Annotated in this window: 7 protein-coding genes; all 7 read left to right on the top strand. The window is 74.6% G+C overall.

What is annotated here, in order from left to right:
- Nucleotides 1-41: 41 nt before the first annotated feature.
- The 7 genes from OG393_RS06470 to OG393_RS06440 all read left to right on the top strand — a co-directional run bounded on the left by OG393_RS06470 (nucleotide 42) and on the right by OG393_RS06440 (nucleotide 23,872).
- Entirely contained in the window at nucleotides 42-4,595 is a 4,554-nt protein-coding gene (locus OG393_RS06470) for a non-ribosomal peptide synthetase (RefSeq protein ID WP_327373661.1), read from the top strand.
- 196 nt (nucleotides 4,596-4,791) lie between these two features.
- Nucleotides 4,792-6,636, top strand: coding sequence for a non-ribosomal peptide synthetase (locus OG393_RS06465; RefSeq protein WP_327373660.1), 1,845 nt, complete (start codon nucleotides 4,792-4,794; stop codon nucleotides 6,634-6,636).
- Between the two features lie 5 nt (nucleotides 6,637-6,641).
- Complete coding sequence (locus OG393_RS06460) at nucleotides 6,642-7,427, top strand: thioesterase II family protein (RefSeq protein WP_327373659.1); 786 nt, start codon at nucleotides 6,642-6,644, stop codon at nucleotides 7,425-7,427.
- Nucleotides 7,421-8,668: a cytochrome P450 gene (locus OG393_RS06455; RefSeq protein WP_327373658.1), complete on the top strand. Its 1,248-nt coding sequence runs from the start codon at nucleotides 7,421-7,423 to the stop codon at nucleotides 8,666-8,668. Before OG393_RS06460 ends, OG393_RS06455 begins: the two co-directional genes overlap by 7 nt.
- 140 nt (nucleotides 8,669-8,808) lie before the next feature.
- Nucleotides 8,809-9,021 carry an MbtH family protein gene (locus OG393_RS06450; protein WP_128984835.1) on the top strand — a complete coding sequence of 71 codons (213 nt, stop codon included), beginning with the start codon at nucleotides 8,809-8,811 and terminating at the stop codon, nucleotides 9,019-9,021.
- Between the two features lie 8 nt (nucleotides 9,022-9,029).
- A complete protein-coding gene (locus OG393_RS06445) occupies nucleotides 9,030-10,043 on the top strand; it encodes a TauD/TfdA family dioxygenase (RefSeq protein WP_327373655.1) in 1,014 nt (337 codons plus the stop codon).
- A 191-nt stretch (nucleotides 10,044-10,234) separates the two neighbouring features.
- Nucleotides 10,235-23,872, top strand: coding sequence for a non-ribosomal peptide synthetase (locus tag OG393_RS06440; RefSeq protein WP_327373654.1), 13,638 nt, complete (start codon nucleotides 10,235-10,237; stop codon nucleotides 23,870-23,872).
- The last annotated feature ends 6 nt before the right edge of the window (nucleotides 23,873-23,878 follow it).

Below are 23,878 nucleotides of genomic sequence, written 5' to 3'. Positions count from 1 at the left end.
CGCCGCGCCGACCCACCCGCCCGACCGAAGGGAACGAGACCGTGAGCCCGTCCGCTGACCCGTCCGCCGCGCCGTCGACCATCCGGACGGCCGACCCCGCACACCGCGCGCCGTCCCCGGATGCCGCTCCGCCCGCCGGGGCGCCGTCGGGCCCGATCGGCGGCCCGGTCCGTACCGCGCCCGTCTCCGGACTCCAGCGCGGCCTGTGGTTCCTCGACCGGTGGAACGCGCGGGACACCACCTACACCACCCCCTGGACGTACGAGGTCACCGGACCGCTCGACCTCCCGCTGCTCCAGCGGGCGCTGGACGGCATCGTCGCCCGGCACGAGGCACTGCGCACCACCTTCGCCCTGCACCCCGACGGCCCGCGCCAGCACGTCCACCGCGCCCTCGCCGTGCCCCTCACCGTCACCGACCTCCGCGCGCTGCCCGAACCGGAACGCGGCGATCAGGCGGAGCGGCTGCTCACCGAGCGGGCCGCGCGGCCCTTCGACCTGACCACGGGACCGTTGCTGCGCGCCGAGGCGTTCCGGCTCGCCGACGACCGCACCACGCTGCTCTTCGTGGTCCACCACATCGTCTGGGACGGCTGGTCGGCCGAACTCTTCGAGCGTGAACTCGCGGAACTCCACGCCGCCGCGAGCGAGAACCGGCCCCCCGTCCTCCCCGCGCTCACCACCCAGTACGCCGACTGGGCCGAGGAGGAGCGGCACACCTCCTACGAGGAGCACCTCGCCCACTGGAAGCGGAGCCTCGACGGCGCGCCCACCCTGCTCGAACTGCCGGGCGACCGGCCCCGGCCCGCCGAGCGCAGCCGACGAGGCGCCACCGAACCCTTCGACCTCGCCCCCGGCACCGCGGCCCGCGTCCGGACACTCGCCGAACAGGAGGGCGTCACCCCGTTCACCGTCCAGCTCGCCGCCTTCGCGCTGCTGATGGGCCGCTGGACCGGCGCCGACGACCTGCTCGTCGGCGTCCCGGTCACCACCCGCTCCCGGGCCGAACTCTCCGATCTGCTGGGCTACTTCGTCAACCTCCTGCCGCTACGTGTCCGGCTCGCGCCCGGTACCGGGTTCCGCGAACTCCTCGCCGGCCTCCAGGACGTCGCCTTCGACGCCTTCGGCTACCTCGACGTCCCCTTCGACCAGCTCGTCGATCTCCTCGGCACCCCTCGAACCCCGCGGCATCCGCCGCTGGTCCAGGTGGTGTTCGGCGCCCACACCGAGGACCGCACGCCGCTCTCCCTCGGGGCCGCCACCGCCGAACGGGCCGTCCGCTCCAACGGCACCAGCAAGTTCGACCTCACCTGGTCCGTCTTCGAGGGCGCCGACGGCGGCGAACTGCGCGGAGAGGCCGAGTACAGCAGCGACCTCTTCGACCGCGGCACGATACGCCGGCTCGCCGCCGACTACGCCGGTCTGCTGGACGCCGCCCTCGCCGACCCGGACGCCACCGTCCGCCGGCTCACCTCGTCCGGGGCCCCGCCGCGACCCGCCCGGCTCGAGCCGGGCCACTGCCTGCACCACCTCTTCGAGCGGGCCGTCGACGCCCACGGCGACCGGCCGGCCGTGAGCGACCGGGACGGCACTCTCAGCTACGCCGAACTCGACCGCAGGGCCAACCGCCTGGCACACGCCCTGCTCGCCCGCGGGGTGCGACCCGGTGACCGGGTCGGCCTGCTGCTGGAGCGCACCGCCGCCGTACCGGCCGCGATCCTGGCCGTGCTCAAGACCGGCGCCGCCTACGTACCGGTCGACCTCGCCGCACCCGAGGACCGGGCGGCCCTGGTCTTCGCCGACACCGACGTCACCCTGGTCCTCACCGACCGGCTCGACCGCACCCCGGACGGCCCCTGGCAGACCCTCGACCTCACCGCCCGTGCCGCGGAGATCGCCGCCCGCCCGCCCGGCCGGCCCGCTCCCGCCGGCCGCCCCGACGATCTCGCCTACCTCATCTTCACCTCAGGCTCCACCGGCCGGCCCAAAGGCGTCGCCGTCGCCCACGAACACGTCAGCCGCCTCCTCGACTCCGGCCGGGAACCCTTCGGCTTCGGCCCGGACGCGGTCTGGACGCTGTTCCACAGCTACGCCTTCGACTGGACGGTCTGGGAACTCTGGGGCGCCCTGCTGCACGGCGCGCGCCTCGTCGTCGTCCCCTACCTGACCAGCCGCTCGCCCGACGAGTTCGCCGACCTGCTCGACGAGGAACGGGTCACCCACCTCTGCCTCACCCCCTCGGCGCTGCGCCAGCTCGAACCGGCCCTCCGCCGGCACCCGCGCGCCCTGCCCGCACTCCGGTGGATCATGCTGGGCGGCGAGGCGCTCGACCCGGGCGTCGTCCAGCGCTGGCACGACCTCGACCCACTCCCGCCCGCCCGCCTCTGCAACCTCTACGGCATCACCGAGACCACCGTCCACGTCACCCGCCACGACGTCGCCGAGGGCGGCGCCGGCTTTGAACGCAGCCTGGTCGGCGCACCCATGCCCCACCTCACCGCGCTCGTCCTGGACGACTGGCTGCGCCCCTGCCCGCCCGGCGTCCCCGGTGAGCTGTACATCGGCGGCGGCAGCCTCGCCCACGGATACTGGGGCCGCCCCGGCCTCACCGCCGAGCGGTTCCCCGCCGACCCGTACGGCCCGCCCGGCGCCCGGATCTACCGGACCGGCGACGTCGCGAGACGCTTGCCGGACGGCGGACTGGAGTACGTCGGCCGGGCGGACTTCCAGGTGAAACTGCGCGGCTTCCGGATCGAACTCGGCGAGATCGAGAACGCCGCCACCGCCCACCCCGAGGTGGACGCCTGCGTGGTCACCGTGCACGACGACCGGCTCGCCGCGTACGTCACGGGGTGCTCCCCGGCCGGCCCCCCGGACCTGCGGGCCTTCCTCGGCCGCACCCTGCCCGCGTACATGATCCCGGCCAGCGTCACCGTGCTCGACGCGCTGCCGCTCACCGTCAACGGCAAAGCCGACCGGACCGCGCTGCCCGCCCCCGGCCGGACCGCGCCCGCTCCCGCCGTCCGGCACGTCGAGCCGCGCACACCGGAGGAGGAACTCTTCGCCGCCGTCTGGACGGAGGTGCTCGGGGTCGGCGGGATCGGAGTCCACGAGGACTTCTTCCACCTCGGCGGGGACTCCATCCGCGCCGTCCAACTGGCCGGAGCCCTGCACGACCGGGGCTGGCAGGTCACCTTGCGGGACGTCTTCGACGCGCCCACCGTCGCCGCCCTCCTGCCGCTGGCCCGCCCGGTGGCAGCAGACCCCGGCACGGACCGGCCGTTCGCGCTCCTCGCCGAGGAGGACCGGGCCGAGCTGCCGCCCGGCATCGCCGACGCCTACCCGATGGTCTCGATGCAGCTCTCCATGGTCTTCCACATGGAAGTCGCCGGAGGCACCGACAGCTACCACAACGTCAACTCCTACCGGATCACCGGAGACCTCGACGAGACCGCGTTCCGCCGCTCGGTCGGCGAGGCGATGAGCCGGCACGCCGTCCTGCGCACCGGGCTCGACCTCTCCGGCTACGGCGAACCGCTCCAAGTGGTCCACGGCATCCTGCCGGTGCCCGTCGAGTTCGCGGACCTGCGCGGAACACCGGAGGACGAGCAGGACGCGACGGTGCGCACCGTCTTCGAGGACCACCGGGACCACCCCTTCGACCTCGCCGCGCCCCCGCTCTTCCGCATCTCCGTCCAGCGGCTGGCCGACGACGCCTTCCAGCTCACCGTCTCCGAGCACCACGCCATCCTCGACGGCTGGAGCTTCACCTCGCTGCTCACCGAGATCCTCGAACGCCACACCGCGCTCGCCGCCGACCCGGCCTCCACACCCACCCCGCCGCCACGCACCACCTTCCGCGACTTCGTGGCCGTCGAACGCGCGGCCGGCGCCGACCCGGACTCCCTGGCGTACTGGCACCAGAGGCTCGAAGGTGCCACCGGCCAGCTCTGGCCCGGCAGCGAGGACGTCCACGAGCTGCCGCGCACGGTGGAGCGGGTGCTTCCCGACGCCCCCGGACACCTGCGCGCCGTCGCCGACGCGCTCGCCGTCCCGGTCAAGTCGGTCGCGCTCGCCGCCCATCTCCACGCCCTCGCGAGTATCACCGGGCGCCGCCGGGTCACCACCGGTCTCGCGATGAACGGCCGCCTGGAACGGCTCGGCGGCACCGACGTGTACGGCCTGTTCCTCAACACCGTCCCGCTGGTCGCCGAGCCGGACGAGGACCTCGCCGCGCTGGTCCGGCACGTGCACCGGGAGGAACTGGACATCATGCCGCACCGCCGGGTGCCGTTCGCCCGGCTGGCCCGGATGATGGCCGACACCGCGCTCGACAGCCAGTTCGGCTACCTGCGGTTCCACGCGCTGGGCCGGCTCAGCGCGGCCCGGATCGAGGACGGCCGAATCGGCTGCGAGCCGACCCTGCGGCACGAGCCCAACAGCTTCGCCTTCGGCGCCTCGCTGATCCAGGACCCGGTCTCGCAGCGCGTGCTGCTCGCCGTGGACCATCAACGCGCCGTGGTCGACGACGCCACCGCCGAGGAGTTCATCGAGGCGTACACGACCGCGCTGGCCCGACTGGCCGCCGACGTGTGACCTACCCGTGGGGCCACCGACCCGCTTGGCCCGACCGCCCCCGGCCGGACGCGCTCCGACGCGACGCGCCACCCGCGCCACCCGCGCCGCACGATCCGCCGACCGGCCATGACGCGGCGTCCATCACCGATCTCCCACCGCACCTCGCGATCCGCCCACCGTCCCTCGCCCCTCTCACACCGAGGAGAGCCCCCGCATGACCATCTGTGCCGAGCCGTCCACCCCCGCGTCCGCTCCTTCCCCGCGGCCCGCCGCCGACCTGCTGGCCCGCCTGCGCGCCGTCGTCGCCGCCCACCCCGGCCGGCCCGCCGTGCACGCCGCCGACGGCAGCCTCGACTTCGCAGCCCTGGACCGCCGCACCGCCGACCTGGCCCGCGCCCTGCGGGCGCACGGCGTCCGGCGCGGCGACCGGGTCGGCGTCCACCTCGCCCGCACCGCCGACCTGCCGGTCGCGCTCCTCGCCACCTGGCGGGCCGGAGCCGCGTACGTCCCGCTCGACCCGGCCTACCCGGCCGAGCGGATCGCCTTCATGGCCGCCGACGCCCGCCTCACCGCCGTGGTCAGCGCCGACGCCGCCCCGCCCGTCCCGGAAGACGTCGCCGTCCTCCGCCCGGACGCCACCGGACCGGAGGACCGGGGCACCGACGGACCGGAGGCCGGATTCACCCCGCACCCGCTGGACTCCGCCTACGTCATCTACACCTCGGGCTCCACCGGCCGCCCCAAGGGCGTGGAGGTCCCGCACGGCGCCGTCGCGGGCCTCGCCGCCGCCCTGGAACGCGGCGGCGCCTACCGCCCCGAGCCGGGTGTCGTCGCCTGGAACGCCAGCGTCTCCTTCGACGCCTCCGTACAGCAGTGGATCCGGATCTGCCGCGGCGACACGCTGGTGGTGATCGACGACACCCGGCGAGCCGAACCGGCCCGGCTCGCCCGGCTCCTCTCCGAGCACGCCGTCACCGACCTCGACCTGACCCCCTCGCACTGGCGGCTGCTGCGCGAGGAGCTGGCCGGCGCCCGCGTCCCGCGGCTCTTCCTGGGCGGCGAGCCGGTACCCGCCCGGACCTGGCGCGAACTCGCCGACGGCGGTGTCGACGCGCTCAACCTGTACGGGCCCACCGAGTGCACCGTCGACGCGATCACCACCCCGATCACCGGCCCCGGACCACACCTGGGCGAGCCCCTGCCCGGGGTCCGCGCCTACCTGCTCGACGACCGCCTCGCCCCCGTGACGGCCGCCGGCGCCGTGGGCGAGCTGTACCTGGCCGGTCCCGGCCTGGCGCACGGCTACCCGGGCCGTCCGGGGCTCACCGCGGGGCGGTTCGTCGCCGACCCGTTCGGCCCGGACGCGGGCGCCCGGATGTACCGCACCGGCGACCAGGCCCGCCGGTCCGCCGAGGGCCTCCTGGAGTACGTCGGCCGGACGGACCGCCAGGTCAAGCTGCGCGGCTTCCGGATCGAGCTGGGCGAGGTCGAGCACGCGCTGGGCGCGCTGGCCGGGGTCACCGCCGCCGCCGTCACCGTGCGCGAGGCCGCGCCAGGGGACCGGCGACTGGACGGCTATGCCGTCGGCGCGGACCTCCGCGCCGCCGACCTGTCGGCCGAACTCCGCCGCACCCTGCCCGCCCACCTGGTGCCGTCCACCGTGACCGTGCTGGACGCGCTGCCGCTCACCCCGAACGGCAAGGTCGACCACGGTGCGCTGCCCGCCCCGGCGGCGGACGCCGGCGGCCCGGGGGAGGCCGGCGAGCCGGACGCGTCGCCAGGGGGAGTGGACGAGCGGGTCGCGGAGGTCTGGCGCACCGTCCTCGGCGTGCCCCACGTCGAGCCCACCGACGACTTCCTGTCCCTCGGCGGCCACTCGCTCGCCGCCCTGCGCGTCGTCCACCTGTTGCGCCGCAAGCTCGACGTCGAGCTCCAGCTCCGTCATCTGCTGGACGCCGCGGACCTGGCCGGTTTCACCGCAGCCGTCCGCCGCGCCGTCGAGGCCGGCCCGGCCCCCGCCCGCCCCGCCCTCACGCCCCGCCGGGCGGCGGTCCGATGACCACCGTGAGCACCACGCCCGGCACGCCGCGCGCGCGGACCGCCCGCCCCCGGGCCGAGGGCGACTGGCTGCTCGTCCCCGCGCCCCAGCCGCACCGTCCCTACCGCCTGTTCTGCTTCCCGCACGCCGGGGGCGACGCCACCGCCTACACCCCGCTGGCCCGTGCCCTCGCTCCCGTCGCCGAGGTCTGGGCGCTGCGCCCGCCGGCCCGGGGCGGCCGGAGCCGGCATCCGATGCCGCCCGGGTTCGACGCCCTGGTGGCCGCCGTCACCGAGGCGCTGACCCCGCACCTGACCGGCGGTGACGGCGGCCGGTTCGGCTTCTACGGCCAGAGCTTCGGTGCCCTGCTCGCCTACGAGGTCGCCCGCGCGCTGCCCGCCGACCGCCGTCCGGAGTTGGTGGTCGTGGCCGGCGCGCCCGGTCCCGCCGAGTGGACCGAGCGGGGTACCAGGGACCTGGACGCACCGGAACTCCTCAGGCTCACCGGTCTGGAGGAGCTCGTCCGGGCCGATCCGGACCTGGTCGAGCTCGCCCTCGGGGCCATCCGCGCCGATCTCGCCGTCAGCGCCACCTACCGTCACCGGCCCCACGCGCCGATCGGTTCCGCGCTCTACGCCCTGGCGGGGGCCGACGATCCGATGCTCGCCACCACCGGACTCACCGGCTGGGCCGCCCACACCCGCGGTTCGTTCGGCCATCGCGTGGTTCCCGGCGGGCACCTCCTCGCCACCGTCGACCGGCCTGGCCCGGTCGACCTCCTCACCTCTCTCCTTACGGAGCAGCCATGCTGACCACCGCAAACGCAACCGCAACCGCCACCACGGCCGCCACCGCCGCCGCGACGGGGGCCGCCACCGGTACCGCCGTCGACCTCACCGATCCGGGCCTGTGGGCGCTGCCCGACACCCCCGCCCTGGTCGACGAGCTCCGTCGCGAGGCCCCCGTCCACCGGACCGAGACCGTCGACGACGGCCCCGTCTGGTCGGTGCTCACCTACCGGGAGTCGGCCGAGGTGCTGCGCAACGCGGCCGTCTTCAGCTCGGAGTCCGGTTCACTGCTCGGCTCGGGGGAGGGCAAGGTACCGGTCGGATCGGGCCGGATGATGGCCCTCACCGACCCGCCGCGCCACCGCGAACTACGCGCCCCCGCCAACCCGTTCTTCTCCAAGGGCGGCGTGCGCGGCGCCGCCCGCTCGATCGCCGAACGGGCCGCCGAGCTCTTCGACCGGGCCGTCGAGCAAGGCGAGGTGGACCTCGTCGACGTGGTCTCCGCGCTTCCGCTCGCGGTCATGTGCGACCTGCTGGACGTCCCCGAGAAGGACCGCGACATGGTGGTCCGGGTCTGCGACGTGGCCTTCCTGGGCCGCACCCCGGAGGAACGCCGCGCCGGACATCAGCAGCTGATCCCCTACCTGCTGCACCAGGTGATGCTCCGCCGCTCCGACCCGCGCGACGACCTGATCTCGATGATGGCCACCTACAAGGTCGGCGGCCGGCTCCTGCCCGTCGAGGACGTGGTGCTCAACCTGGACAACATCGTGGTGGGCGGCGTCCAGACCGTCCGCCACACGGCCGCCATGGGGCTGCACACCCTCGTCGGACGGCCGGACCTGTGGCGGAAGCTGCAGCGGGGCGAGGTGTCCATGGACTCCGCCGTCGACGAACTGCTGCGCTGGACCTCGGTCGGTCTGCACACGCTGCGCACCGCCACCCGGGACAGCGAACTGGGCGGACGGATGATCCGCCGCGGCGACCGGGTCGCCGTCTGGGTCTGGTCCGCCGACCGGGACCCGGCGGCATTCGACCGGCCCGAGGAGATCCGGCTCGACCGCTCGCCCAACAAGCACCTCGCGCTCGGGCTGGGCGCCCACTACTGCATCGGCGCCCCGCTGGCCAAGGCCGAGCTGAGCGCCCTGTACACGGCCGCCCTGGAGAAGGCCGCCCTCATCGAACCGGCCGGCCCGGTCCGCCACAACCGCTCGATCATCAACTTCGGCCTGGACCACTTCCCGGTGCGCCTCATCCCCCGCTGACCCGCCCGCCGCCCCTCGCGGGCGCCCACCGGCAGCCGTGCAACTGCCGCCCGTCTGCCGGAACTCGTGCCGCTCACGCCCGCCCGCCCCCCCTACCTTCGAAGCACACCCAGAGCACCTCCCACCCTACGGAGACCACCATGAGCAACCCGTTCGAGGACGACAACGCCGGCTACCTGGTCCTGGTCAACGACGAGAACCAGCACTCGCTCTGGCCGGTCTGGATCGACGTTCCGGCGGGCTGGACCACCGTCCACGGCGAGGCCCCCCGCCAGGAGTGCCTCGACTGGATCGAGGCCAACTGGACCGACATCCGCCCGGCGAGCCTGCTCGCCACCCTCGACCAGCGGTGAGTGCCGCCATGCCGACCTGGGAACTGAACCCCGGCCGCCCGGCCCTCACCCACGTGCCGCCCATGGCCGACCTCGCCGCGGCCTGCGCGTGGCTGCGGGAGCACGAGGCCGCGCTGACGGCCGCCCTGTACGAGCACGGCACGATCTTCCTCCGGGGACTGCCGGTGACGGGGAGCGCGGACGTCGCCGCCGTCCGCGACGTGCTGATCCCCGAGCCCACCCCGTACCGCGAGAAGGCCACCCCGCGCAGCGACTTCGGCGACGGCGTCTTCTCGTCCACCGACCTGCCGCCCGCCCAGGCGATCCGCATGCACAACGAGAACAGCTACACACTGACCTTCCCCGGCCGGCTGCTCTTCGCCTGCCTGACCGCACCCGAGGAGGGCGGCGCCACCCCGACCGCCGACGTCCGCAAGGTCCTCGCCGGGCTCCCCGGCCACCTGGTGGAGCGCGGACGCTCCTGCGGCTGGACGCTCACCCGCACCTACTCGGACTACGTCTCGCTCGGCTGGCGCACCGCCTTCGGCACCGAGGAGCGCGCCGACGTCGAGCGCTACTGCCGGGAGAACGCCGTCTCCTGGCAGTGGCTGCCGGACGGCAACCTGCGGACCGGCCAGCTGCGTGCGGCGACCCTCCACCACCCGCGGACCGGCGAGGAGGTCTGGTTCAACCACCTGGCGTTCTGGAACGCGGGGTCGCTCGACCCGGACATCCGGGAGGCCATGACCGACGAGTTCGGCCCCGACGGCCTGCCCTTCGACACCGGCTTCGGTGACGGCGAGCCCCTCACCCAGGAGGACGTGGACGCCCTCAACGCGGCCTACGACGCCGCCACCGTCCGCGAGCCCTGGCAGGCCGGTGACGTGATGCTGGTCGACAACGTGCTGTGCGCCCACGGCCGCGACCCGTTCCGCGGCGACCGGAAGATCGCCGTCGCGATGGGCCGGCCCGTGGACGTCCGGGACTGCCGGCCCACCGTGCACGCCGCCGCCGAGGTCCCCGCCCGAACGCCTGTCGGGTGACCCTGGGCCGGGCGGTGCCCCCCCGGCCCACCCGCTCCCGGCGTCGCCGGCCCGCCCCGGTGGATCCGCCATGAGCACGCCCCGGCGGCCGGGGCCGCACGCACCATGACGCGCCTTCCGGCCGCGGACCCCGACAGACACCGGGGCGATCCGCCCACCATCCCCGCCGTGACGTGAGCAGAGGAAGCACCGTGATCCCGGTTTCGTACGCACAACAGCGTCTCTGGCTGATCGACCAGATCGAGGGACCGACCGCGCTCTACAACCTGCCGCTCGCGATCCGCCTGCGCGGCACGCTCGACACCGCCGCGTTGCGCGCCGCGACGGCGGACGTCGTCGGCCGCCACGAGGCCCTGCGCACGGTGTACCCGGTGGACGGGGGAGTCCCGGTGCAGCGGATCCTGCCGTCCGCGGAGGTGGAGATCGCCTTCGAGACGGTGGACTGCGCACCGGACGACTACCCCGGGCTGCGGGACCGGGCAGCCGCCCACGCCTTCGATCTGAGCGCCGAACCCCCCATCCGGATCACGGTGTTCTCACTCACCCCCACCGGCCCCGCCCCCGAACACGTGCTGCTCGTCGTGCTCCACCACATCGCCGGCGACGGCTGGTCCCTCGGCCCGCTGCTGCGCGACCTCGCCGGGGCGTACGCCGCCCGCCTCGACGGCTCCGCCCCCGACTGGGAGCCCCTGCCGGTCCAGTACGCCGACTACGCGCTCTGGCAGCGCGAACTGCTCGGCGAGGAATCCGACCCGGACAGCCGGATGAGCCGACAGCTCGCCTACTGGCGGGAGACGCTCTCCGGCCTTCCCGAGGAACTGGAACTCCCGGTGGACCGGCCCCGGCCGCCCGCCCCGACCGGGGCCGCCGACGCCGTGCCGTTCGCCTACGGCCCCGAACTGCACGCCGCGCTGACCGACCTGGCCCGCCGGCACCGTGCCACCCTGTTCTCCGTCCTCCGGGCCGGCCTCGCCGCACTGTTCACCCGCCTCGGCGCCGGCACCGACATCCCCCTCGGCACCGGCGTCGCCGGCCGCTCCGAGGAGGCCCTGAACGACCTCGTCGGCTTCTTCGTCAACACCCTGGTCCTGCGTACCGACACCTCCGGCGATCCGTCCTTCGCCACACTTCTCGACCGGGTCCGCGAGTCCCAGCTCGACGCCTTCGCCCACCAGGACGTGCCGTTCGACCGGCTGGTCGAGGAGCTCAACCCGGCCCGCGCCCTCGGCCGCCACCCGCTGTTCCAGACCCTGCTCGTCCTGCAGAACCACGAGGAGGGCGAACTCGGCCTGCCCGGACTGGAATCGTCCCCCGAACCACTCGGCCTGCGGGTCGCCAAGTTCGACCTGAACATCGGCGTCACCGAGCGGCACACCGCCGACGGCACCCCCGACGGGCTCACCGGCTCGGTCGAGTACGCGGCCGACCTCTACGACCGCGCCACCGTCACCACCCTCTTCGAACGCCTGGGCCGGCTGCTGGCCGCGGCGGCCGCCGACCCCGAGGCACCGATCGGCACCCTCGACATCCTCGCCCCCGAAGAACGCGGCCTCCTGCACGACCGGTGGAACGCCACCACCGCACCCGTACCGCTCGGCTCGCTACCGGAACTGTTCCGGGCCCAGGCCGCCCGCACCCCCGAGGCCGTCGCGCTCGCCCACGACGGCGGCACCGTGAGCTACGCCGAACTCGACCACCGCGCCGACCGGCTGGCGAACCACCTGATCGCCGCCGGCGTCGGCCCGGAGTCCCCGGTCGCCCTGCTGATGGAACGCTCGGTCGACCTGGTCGTCGCCACCCTGGCCGTACTCAAGGCCGGCGGCTGCTACGTCCCTCTGCACGCGAGCCTGCCGCCGGAGCGCATGACCGCGCTGCTCGCCGACACGGCCGCCCCCGTCCTGATCACCGACCGCGCCGACCCCGGCTTCCCGCACACCGCCGTCGTCGTCCGGCCTGGCGACGAGCGGGACGCCCCGGCGCACGACCCGCTCCTGCCCGTCCACCCCGACCGACTCGCCTACCTGATGTACACCTCCGGCTCCACCGGCACCCCCAAGGGCGTAGCGATCCGCCACCGTGACGTGGTCGACCTTGCCGCCGACCGCCGCTGGCAGGACGGCCGACACCGGCGGATCCTGCTGCACTCTCCGCACGCCTTCGACGCGGCCACCTACGAACTGTGGACGCCGCTGCTGTCCGGCGGCACGGTCGTCGTCGCCCCGCCCGGCGGCCTGGACGCCGACACCCTGCACGCCGTCGCCACCCGGCACGCCGTCACCGCCGTCTTCCTCACCAAGGCGCTCTTCGACCTCGTCGCCGAGCAGGCCCCGGAGACCTTCCGCGCCTTCCGAACCGTCTGCACCGGCGGCGAGGCCGCCTCCGGCACCCTGATGCGGCGCGTCCTCGACCACTGCCCCGACCTGCTGCTCGCCCATGTCTACGGCCCGACAGAGGCCACCACCTTCGCCACCCACCACCCCCTCGCCCCCGCCGACCTCGGCCCGCGCCCGCCGATCGGCTCCCCGCTCGACAACACGCGCGCCCACGTCCTCGACGCCCGCCTGCGGCCCGTCCCGCCCGGCGTCCCCGGCGAGCTGTACGTGGCGGGCGCCGGTCTCGCCCGCGGCTACCGGGGGCGGCCCGCGCTGACCGCCGAACGGTTCGTCGCCGACCCGTTCGCGACGGACGGCCCGCTCCCGTCCGGCGGCGGACGGATGTACCGCACCGGTGACCTGGTCCGCCGCCGGGCCGACGGCGCGATCGAGTACCTCGGCAGGATCGACGGCCAGGTCAAGGTACGTGGCTTCCGTATCGAACCGGGCGAGATCGAGGCCGTCCTCTCCCGTCACCCCGCCGTCCGCCAGGTCATCGTCATCGCCCGCGAGGACCGCCCCGGCGACACCCGGCTCGTCGCCTACTGCTCGGTACCCGACACCGCCCTCGACGAGAACCCCGCCCTCGCCGCCGCACTCAAGCAGCTCACCGCCGACACCCTCCCCGGCTACATGGTCCCCTCGTCCGTGGTCGTGCTGCCCGCCCTGCCCCTCAACGCCAACGGCAAAGTCGACCGGCGCGCGCTGCCCGCCCCCGACCTGGGCGCCGACACCGTCGGCCGCGCCCCGCGCGACGAGCGCGAACGCGCCCTCTGCACGCTCTTCGGAGAGATCCTCGGCATCGACGACATCACCATCGACGACGACTTCTTCGAACTCGGCGGCCACTCCCTCCTCGCCACCCGCCTGGTCGGCCGGGCACGCGCCGACCTCGGCGCCGAACTCGCCATCGGCGACCTCTTCCAGGCCCCGACCGTCGCCGCCCTCGCCGCCCGGCTCGCCACCGGCCAGGACCGGCCCGCGCTGCGCCCCGGACCCCGTCCCGAGCGCCTGCCGGTCTCCTTCGCGCAGCGCCGGCTGTGGTTCCTCGGCCAGGCCGAGGGTCCCTCCGCCACCTACAACGTCACCCTCGCGCTCCGGCTCACCGGCCCGCTGGACACGCGTGCCCTGGAACGTGCGCTCGGCGACGTCGTCGCCCGCCACGAGACACTCCGCACCGTGTTCGCGGAACACGACGGCGTCCCCTACCAGCGAGTGCTGCCCGAGGCCCCGTCCCCCCTGCTCACCGTCACCGACCGCCCGGCCGAGGAACTGGCCGGCCACACCTTCGACCTGGCCCGCGACGTCCCGCTGCACGCCTACCTGCGCCCCGAGGCGCCCGACACACACGTGCTGCTCCTGGTGATGCACCACATCGCCAGCGACGGCTGGTCGCTGCGGCCTCTCTTCCGTGACCTCGCCGACGCCTACACCGCCCGGCTCGGCGGCGAGTCCCCCGCCGGGGAACCGCTGCCCGTCCAGTACGCCGACTACACCCTCTGGCAGTACCGGCTGCTCGGCTCCGACACCGATCCACGGTCCCCGCTCTCCCGTCAGCTCGACTACTGGCGAGAGGCATTGGCCGGCCTGCCGGACGAGCTGCCGCTCCCCCTGGACCACCCCCGCCCGGCCGTCGCGGGCCACCGGGGCGACGTCGTCCCGCTGGAACTCGACGCGGACCTGCACGCGCGGCTCGCCGAACTGGCCACCGGACACGGAGTCACCCTCTTCATGGTGCTCCAGGCCGCCTACGCGACCCTGCTGCACCGCTTCGGCGCCGGCGACGACCTGCCGATCGGCACCCCGCTGGCCGGTCGCCTCGACCCGGCCCTGGACGACCTGGTCGGCTTCTTCGCCAACACCCTGGTCCTGCGCGCCGACCTCAGCGGCCGGCCCACCTTCGCCGAACTCCTCGCCCGGGTCCGGGAGACCGACCTGGCCGCCTACGCCCATCAGGACGTGCCGTTCGAGCGGCTGGTCGAGGAGCTCAACCCGGCCCGCTCGCTCGCCCGCCACCCCCTCTTCCAGGTGATGATCGCCTTCGACAACACCGACGGCGGCGGCCCCGAGTTCCCCGGCACCCGCACCGCCTACGAGCCGCTCGGCCTCCCCAACACCGCCTTCGACCTCACCCTGAACCTCTCCGAGCGCCACCACCCGGACGGCACCCCGGCCGGACTCGACGGCGGACTCGAGTTCGCCACCGACCTGTTCGACCGGACCACCGCCGAGCGGCTCGCCGCCGCCCTGCCGGACCTGCTCGCCCAGGCCGTCGCCGACCCGCACCGGCCCGTCGCCGAACTGGACGTCCTGGGCCGCGCCGGCCGCGCCGCGCTGGCCGCGTGGCACGACACCGCCCGGCCCGGCGCGGACCTCCTCGTTCCCGAGGCGTTCGCCGCCCAGGTGGCGGCGACCCCCGACGCCACCGCCCTGGTCTTCGGGGAGACCCGCCTGAGCTACGCCGAGCTGGACGCCCGCGCCGACCGTCTCGCCCACGGCCTGACCGCTTCCGGTATCGGCCCCGAGGACGTGGTCGCGCTCGCCCTGCCCCGCTCCGCCGAGTCGTTGGTCGCCGTCCTCGCCGTACTCAGGGCCGGTGCGGCCTTCCTCCCGCTCGACGCCGAACACCCGCGCGACCGGATCGCCCACATGCTGGCCGACGCCCGCCCGGCGGCCGTGCTCACCGGGGCCGGCTGGCCGCGGCCCGAAGTCCTGCACGGACTCACCGGCGTCGCCGTCCTGGATGTCGCCGAGCAGCAGCGGGTCACCCGCCCGGCCGACGCGCCGCCCGTCCGGCTCCACCCCGGGAACGCCGCCTACGTGATCTACACCTCCGGTTCCACCGGCCGCCCCAAGGGCGTCGTCGTGCGCCACGGCGGCTTCGCCAACCTGCTCGCCTTCCACCGCGACGAGACCATCACCGCGGCCCGGCGGAACCACCCGGGGCGCAGGTTCAGGTTCGCCCAGGTCGCCTCGCTCTCCTTCGACACGGCCCTCGAGGCGTTCCTCTGGATGGTCGCCGGACACGAACTCCACCTGCTCGACGACGACCTGCGCCGCGACGCCGCCGCGATCGTCCGCTACGCCGAGGAGGCCGCCACCGACGTCCTCGACGTGACCCCCGGCCAAGCCGAGCGGCTGGTCGAGGAGGGCCTGCTCGACCGCTGTCCGCCCGCCCTCCTCATGGTCGGCGGCGAGGCCCTCGGGCAGACCCTCTGGACCGCCCTCACCGCCGTCCCCGACACCGTCGTGCTCAACATGTACGGCCCCACCGAATGCACCGTCGACGCGCTCCACCACCGGCTCACCGACGACCCCCGCCCTCTCATCGGCCTTCCGCTGCCCAACCTCCGCGCCCACATTCTGGACGGGTGTCTGCGGCCGGTTCCGCCCGGTGTCCCGGGTGAGCTGTATCTGGCCGGGGACGGGCTGGCCCGCGGTTATCTCGGTCGGCCGGGGCTGACCGCGGAGCGGTTCGTCGCCGACCCGTTCACGCGGGACGGTGCGTTCCCGTCCGGCGGGCGGATGTACCGTACCGGCGACCTCGCGCGCCGCCGCCCGGACGGCCGGGTCGAGTACCTCGGCCGTACCGACCACCAGGTCAAGGTGCGTGGCTTCCGGATCGAACCCGGCGAGATCGAGACCGTCCTGGCCGCCCACCCCGAGGTTCTCCAGGCCGTCGTGCTGCCGCATCAGGACGGCACGGCCGGCACCCGGCTGGTCGGCTACGTCGTGCCACGCTCCCCGCTCGACCCGGCCGTGCTGCGCGCCCACGCGGCAGCGACCCTGCCGGAGTACATGGTCCCGGCGGCCTTCGTGACGCTCGACGAACTCCCGCTCAACGTCAGCGGAAAACTCGACCGGTCCGCGCTGCCCGCCCCGGACTTCGCGGCGGCCACCACCGGCGGTCGGGCGGCCCGCACGGCACGCGAGGAGATCCTCTGTGGGCTCTTCGCCGAGGTCCTCGGGGTGCCGGGTCCCGTGACCGTCGACGACGACTTCTTCGCCCTCGGCGGGCACTCGCTGCTCGCGACCCGCCTCCTCAGCCGGGTCCGTACGGTCCTCGGCGCCGAACTCGGCATCCGGGACGTCTTCGAGGCGCCGACGGTGGCCGGTCTGGCCCAGCGCCTGGACGGCGCCACGGCCCGGCTCGCGCTGACGGCCGGCGAGCGCCCCGCGCGCCCGCCGCTCTCCTTCGCCCAGCGGCGGCTCTGGCTGATCGACCGGATGGAGGGCCCCAGCGCGCTCTACAACATGCCACTCGCCCTGCGGCTCACCGGTCCGCTCGACCCGGCCGCCCTGGAAAGCGCCCTCGGCGACCTCGTGACCCGGCACGAGAGCCTGCGCACCGTCATCGCGGAGCACGACGGCGAGCCCTACCAACGCGTGCTCGCCCCCGCCGACGCCGCGCTCGCGGTCGAACCACGCGACTGCGCACCGGAATCGATGGACGCCGAGATCGACCGGGCCGCCCGCCGCCCCTTCGACCTGGGCGCCGAACCCCCCGTACGGGTCACCCTGCTCCGACTCGCCCCCGAGGAGCACGTGCTGGTCGTCGCACTGCACCACATCGTCGGCGACGGCTGGTCGATGGGCCCGCTGCTGCGCGACCTGTCCGCCGCGTACGCCGCCCGTCGTGAGGGCACGGTGCCCGACTGGCGTCCGCTGCCGGTGCAGTACGCCGACTACGCGCTCTGGCAGCGTGAACTGCTCGGCGACGAGACCGACCCCGACAGCCTCGTCTCCCGCCAGCTCTCCTACTGGCGCGCCACGCTCGCCGATCTGCCGGAAGAACTCGCGCTTCCCGTCGACCGGCCGCGTGGCGCCCGAGCCGACCACCGGGGCGACCGGATCGTCCTGCCGATCGGCGCCGAACTGCACGCCTCGCTGGGGGCGTTGTCGCGCGAGCACCGGGTCACGATGTTCATGACCCTGCAGGCCGCGCTCGCGGCGCTGCTCACCCGGCTGGGGGCCGGTACCGACGTGCCGATCGGTTCGGTGGTCGCCGGCCGTTCGGACGAGGCCCTGGACGACCTGGTCGGCTTCTTCGTCAACACGCTGGTCCTGCGCACCGACACCTCCGGCGATCCGACCTTCGCCGAACTCCTGGCCCGGGTCCGCGAGACTGGCCTGGGCGCCTACGCCCATCAGGACGTGCCGTTCGAGCGGCTGGTCGAGGAGCTCAACCCGGCCCGCTCGCTGGCCCGCCACCCCCTCTTCCAGGTGGCGATGGTCCTCCAGTCCGACGCCGGCGCCGGACTGGAGCCGGACGGGCTGCGCTCCGAGGCGCTGCCTGCGGACACCGGGGTCGCCAAGTTCGACCTCAACATGACGCTGGAGGAGTTCTTCGACGCCGACGGCGCGCCCGCCGGGCTGGAGTGCGCGATCGACTACGCCACCGACCTGTTCGACCGCGAGACCGTCGAGTCCCTGGCCGCCCGCTTCGGCCGGCTGCTGGCGGCGGTGACGGCCCGCCCCGACCGGCGCATCGGCCAGGCCGAGCTACTGGCCGAGGGCGAGCGCGCGGAACTCCTCGGCGGCCACCGGCCGCTGCCCGCCCGACTGCCCCTCGTTCCCGAGGCGTTCGCCGCCCAGGTGGCGGCGACCCCCGACGCCACCGCCCTGGTCTTCGGGGAGACCCGCCTGAGCTACGCCGAGCTGGACGCCCGCGCCGACCGTCTCGCCCACGGCCTGACCGCTTCCGGTATCGGCCCCGAGGACGTGGTCGCGCTCGCCCTGCCCCGCTCGGCGGAGACGGTCGTCTCCCAGCTCGCCGTACTCAGGGCCGGTGCCGCCTTCCTCCCGCTCGACGCCGAACACCCGCCGGAGCGCACCGCCCACATGCTCGCCGACACCCGCCCGGCGGCCGTGCTCACCGGGGCCGGCTGGCCGCGGCCCGAAGTCCTGCACGGACTCACCGGCGTCGCCGTCCTGGATGTCGCCGAGCAGCAGCGGGTCACCCGCCCGGCCGACGCGCCGCCCGTCCGGCTCCACCCCGGGAACGCCGCCTACGTGATCTACACCTCCGGTTCCACCGGCCGCCCCAAGGGGGTGGTGGTGAGCCACGGTGCGATCGCCGCGCTGCTGGCCGCCCACCGGGCGGAGACCTTCGGGGAGCCCGCGCGGACGCACGGCAGGCTGCGCGCCGCGCTGACCGCCTCGCTCTGCTTCGACGCCTCCTGGAACAGCCTGCTGTGGATGGTCGCCGGACATGAGCTGCACCTGATCGGCGACGACCTGCGCCGTGACCCCGCCGCCCTGGTCCGGCACATCGGGACCGCCGCCATCGACGTCCTGCAGTTCACTCCGTCCTACGCCGAACAGCTGGTCGTCGAGGGGTTGTTGGATGCTCCGGCGCCGCGGGTGGTGTTGCTGGGCGGTGAGCCGGTCGGGCAGGCGTTGTGGACCCGTCTGCGCGAGGCGCCGGCGACCACCGGTCACAACCTCTACGGGCCCACCGAGTGCACCGTCGACACCCTGCTCCAGGATTTCGCCGGCTCGGAGCGTCCGACGTTGGGTCACACCGTCCTGGGGACCCGTGCCTATGTTCTGGACGAGTATCTGAGGCTGGTTCCGCCCGGTGTTCCGGGTGAGTTGTATCTGGCCGGGGACGGGCTGGCCCGTGGTTATCTCGGTCGGCCGGGGCCGACCGCGGAGCGGTTCGTCGCCGACCCGTTCACGCGGGACGGTGCGTTCCCGTCCGGCGGGCGGATGTACCGTACCGGCGACCTGGTCCGCCGCACCCGCGACGGCGCCCTCGACTACCTCGGCCGTACCGACCACCAGGTCAAGATCCGCGGCTTCCGGATCGAACCCGGCGAGATCGAACACGTCCTCACCCGCCACGAGGCCGTCCGCCAGGCCGTCGTCACCCCGCACGAGAGCGCGGACGGCGACCGTCGCCTCGTCGCCCACTGCGCCGTCGCCACACCCAGCCCCGGACTCGCCCTGGAGATCAAGAGGTTCGCGGCGGAGTCGCTGCCCGCCTACATGGTCCCGGCCGCCGTCGTCACCCTCGACGCGCTGCCGCTGACCGGGAGCGGCAAGGTCGACCGGCGCGCGCTGCCCGCCCCCGACTTCGGGCTCTTCACCGGCGGTCGGGCGGCCCGCACGGCACGCGAGGAGATCCTCTGCGGGCTCTTCGCCGAGATCCTCGGGGTGCCGGGTCCCGTGACCGTCGACGACGACTTCTTCGCCCTCGGCGGGCACTCGCTGCTCGCCATGAAGCTGGTCAGCAGGGTCCGTACGGTGTGCGCGGCCGAGATCGGCGTCCGGGACGTCTTCGAGGCGCCGACGGTGGCCGGTCTGGCCCAGCGCCTGGACGGCGCCACGGCCCGGCTCGCGCTGACGGCCGGCGAGCGTCCGGAACGCCCGCCGCTCTCCTTCGCCCAGCGGCGGCTCTGGCTGATCGACCGGATGGAGGGCCCCAGCGCGCTCTACAACCTCCCGCTCGCCCTCCGTGTCACCGGTCCGCTCGACCCGGCCGCCCTGGAAAGCGCCCTCGGCGACCTCGTGACCCGGCACGAGAGCCTGCGCACGCTCCTCACGGAACACGACGGCGAACCCCGGCAGCGGATCGTCCCGCCCGCCGAGGCCCGGGTCCCCTTCGACCACCGCACCACCCCGCCCGCCGACCCCGCGACCGCCCTCACCGACTGCACGGCGATCCCCTTCGACCTGGCCACCGAACTTCCCATCCGCGTGCACCTGCTTCCGCTCTCGGAGGACGAGCATCTCCTCGTCCTCGTACTGCACCACATCGCCGGCGACGGCTGGTCCGTGGAGCCGCTGCTGCGCGACCTGTCCGCCGCGTACGCCGCCCGTCGTGAGGGCACGGTGCCCGACTGGCGTCCGCTGCCGGTGCAGTACGCCGACTACGCGCTCTGGCAGCGTGAACTGCTCGGCGACGAGACCGACCCCGACAGCCTCGTCTCCCGCCAGCTCTCCTACTGGCGTGAAGCGCTGGCGGGACTGCCCGAGGAACTCGCGCTTCCCGTCGACCGCCCCCGCTCGGCGGACAGCAGCCACCGCGGTGACCGGATCGTCCTGCCGATCGGCGCCGAACTGCACGCCTCGCTGGGGGCGTTGTCGCGCGAGCACCGGGTCACGATGTTCATGACCCTGCAGGCCGCGCTCGCGGCGCTGCTCACCCGGCTGGGGGCCGGTACCGACGTGCCGATCGGTTCGGTGGTCGCCGGCCGTTCGGACGAGGCCCTGGACGACCTGGTCGGCTTCTTCGTCAACACGCTGGTCCTGCGCACCGACACCTCCGGCGATCCGACCTTCGCCGAACTCCTGGCCCGGGTCCGCGAGACTGGCCTGGGCGCCTACGCCCATCAGGACGTGCCGTTCGAGCGGCTGGTCGAGGAGCTCAACCCGGCCCGCTCGCTGGCCCGCCACCCCCTCTTCCAGGTCATGCTGCTGCTCCAGGGCGGAGGCCGGGGCGGCTCCGGCGACACGACGCTCGACCTGGCCGGCCTGCCGGCCGCGGTCGAACCGGTCGGCGGATACGCGGCCAAGTTCGACCTCTCCATCGCGATGGGGGAGTTCTTCGACGCCGACGGCGCGCCCGCCGGGCTGGAGTGCGCGATCGACTACGCCACCGACCTGTTCGACCGCGAGACCGTCGAGTCCCTGGCCGCCCGCTTCGGCCGGCTGCTGGCGGCGGTGACGGCCCGCCCCGACCGGCGCATCGGCCAGGCCGAACTGCTGACCGAGGGCGAGCGCGCGGAACTCCTGCCCGGCGCCCACGAGGTACCGGTGGACGTTCCGCTGCTGCCCGCCGTCTTCGAAGCCCAGGTGGCCCGCACCCCGGACGCCACCGCGCTGGTCGCCGGGAGCACCCGGCTCAGCTGGGCCGCGCTGAACGCCCGCGCCGACGACCTCGCCCACCGTCTGACGGCCGCGGGAGCGGGCCCGGAATCGGTGGTGGCACTGGCCCTGCCGCGCTCCGCGGAGAGCGTCATCGCCCTGCTCGCCATCCTCAAGGCGGGCGCCGCCTCGCTGTCACTGGACGCCGAGTACCCGGCCGACCGGACCGCCGCCATGCTGGCCGATGCCACGCCCGCGCTCGTCGTGACCGGAGACGGCTGGCCACACCCCGGACTCCTCACCGGACTCACGGTCCTGACCTCCGATCACCCGACCCACACGCCGGACCACCCCCGAGGCCACCGGACGACCACCCCGGCCCACGCGGCACACACCCCGGTCGGGACGGACCCCGAGGGGACGTACGGGACGCCCCCACACGACCGGAAGCACCCAGCCGATGCCACGGACCGGACCGCACCGCCCGCCCTCCGCCCCGGCGCGGGCGAGCCGCCGCGCCGCACCACCGCCGCTGACGCCGCCTACGTGATCTACACCTCCGGTTCCACCGGCCGTCCCAAGGGGGTGGTGGTGAGCCACGGTGCGATCGCCGCGCTGCTCGCCTCGCACCGCTCCTCGGCCGGTCCGATCGGAGCGGCCGAACACCGGTACGGCAGGCTGCGTGTCGCGCTGACCGCCTCGCTCTGCTTCGACGCCTCCTGGGACGGTCTGCTCTGGCTCGTCGCCGGTCACGAGCTGCACCTGATCGGCGACGAGGTCCGGCGCGACGCCGCCGCCCTGGTCCGGCACGTCCGGTCGGAGTCCCTCGACGTCCTGGAGATCACTCCGTCCTACGCCGAACAGCTGGTCGTCGAGGGGTTGTTGGATGCTCCGGCGCCGCGGGTGGTGTTGCTGGGCGGTGAGCCGGTCGGGCAGGCGTTGTGGACCCGTCTGCGCGAGGCGCCGGCGACCACCGGTCACAACCTCTACGGGCCCACCGAGTGCACCGTCGACACCCTGCTCCAGGATTTCGCCGGCTCGGAGCGTCCGACGTTGGGTCACACCGTCCTGGGGACCCGTGCCTATGTTCTGGACGAGTATCTGAGGCTGGTTCCGCCCGGTGTTCCGGGTGAGTTGTATCTGGCCGGGGACGGGCTGGCCCGTGGTTATCTCGGTCGGCCGGGGCCGACCGCGGAGCGGTTCGTCGCCGACCCGTTCACGCGGGACGGTGCGTTCCCGTCCGGCGGGCGGATGTACCGTACCGGCGACCTGGTCCGCCGCACCCGCGACGGCGCCCTCGACTACCTCGGCCGTACCGACCACCAGGTCAAGATCCGCGGCTTCCGGATCGAACCCGGCGAGATCGAACACGTCCTCACCCGCCACCCCCGGGTCCGCGCCGCCACCGTGACGGCCCACGAGGACGGCGCCGCCGGCCCGCGGCTGGTCGCCCACGTCGTGGCGGACGGCCCGCTCGACCCGGCCGCGCTGCGCGCCTTCGCCGCCGACTCGCTGCCCGCCCACATGGTCCCGGCCGCCGTCGTCACCCTCGACGCGCTGCCGCTGACCGGGAGCGGCAAGGTCGACCGGCGCGCGCTGCCCGCCCCCTCGTTCGCCTCCTCACCGACCGGCCGCCCGCCCCGGACACCGCACGAGGAACTGCTCTGCGGCCTCTTCGCGGAGGTTCTCGGCCTCCCGGGCCCCGTGACCATCGACGACGGCTTCTTCGACCTCGGCGGCCACTCCCTCCTCGCGATGCGCCTGCTCGGCGGGGTCCGCACCGCCTTCGGCGTCGACCTCGGCATGCGGGCGCTCTTCGAAGCCCCCACCGTGGCCGCCCTGGGCCGGCGCCTCGCCCGGCACCTCCACCCGGACGGCGCGGCGGAGACGGCCACCGACGCGCTCGACGTGCTCCTTCCGCTGCGCGCCACCGGCACCCGGGCTCCGCTCTTCTGTGTTCACCCCGCCGCCGGCATCAGCTGGGTCTACTCCGGGCTGCTGCGTCACCTCGACGCGGACCGACCGGTCTACGGGCTGCAGGCCCGCGGACTGCGCGGGGGCTCCGCGTCCTCCGTCACCGAGATCGCCGAGGACTACGTGCGACAGGTCCGCGCCGTCCAGCCGGAGGGCCCGTACCACCTGCTCGGCTGGTCCTTCGGCGGGGTGGTCGCCCAGGCGATGGCCGTGGCCCTCCAGACGGCGGGTCAGGAGGTCGCCCTGCTCGCCCTGCTGGACGGTCTGCCCGCCGACCCCGCCCGGTATCCCGCCGGCGGCGCCGAGCCCTCCGGCGACCCGGTCGACACCCTGGCCGAACTGCTCGCCTCCCTCGGCTACGACCCGGCCGAGGGACGCGGGCAGGCCGAGCTCACCGCACTCCTCGGCGAGGCCGCGGGTGTCCTGCCCGACGTCTTCGAGCAGCACCGCAAGCTGATGGCCGAGCACGTACCCGGCCGGTACCGGGGCGAGGCCGTCTTCTTCGGAGCCACCCTCGACAAGCCCGCCGACTGGCCCTACGGGGCGGCCTGGCGGCCGTACGTCGACGGCCGTGTCGAGGAGCACCGCATCACCTGCACGCACGGCGCCATGACGCGGCCGGACCCCGTGGCACGGATCGCCGCCGTGCTGGCCCAGAAGCTTGGAGTGTGACCCGCC

This window comes from Streptomyces sp. NBC_01216, from assembly GCF_035994945.1.
GTDB lineage: Bacteria > Actinomycetota > Actinomycetes > Streptomycetales > Streptomycetaceae > Streptomyces.
Note: the sequence above shows the minus strand (reverse complement) of the source record. Positions and strands in the feature narration are given on the sequence as shown.

Excerpts from the sequence above, each read along its gene's own strand:
- OG393_RS06455 (WP_327373658.1), top strand. The coding sequence starts at position 7,421 with ATGCTGACCACCGCAAACGCAACCGCAACCGCCACCACGGCCGCCACC.
- OG393_RS06445 (WP_327373655.1), top strand. The coding sequence starts at position 9,030 with ATGCCGACCTGGGAACTGAACCCCGGCCGCCCGGCCCTCACCCACGTG.
- OG393_RS06465 (WP_327373660.1), top strand. The coding sequence starts at position 4,792 with ATGACCATCTGTGCCGAGCCGTCCACCCCCGCGTCCGCTCCTTCCCCG.
- OG393_RS06450 (WP_128984835.1), top strand. The coding sequence starts at position 8,809 with ATGAGCAACCCGTTCGAGGACGACAACGCCGGCTACCTGGTCCTGGTC.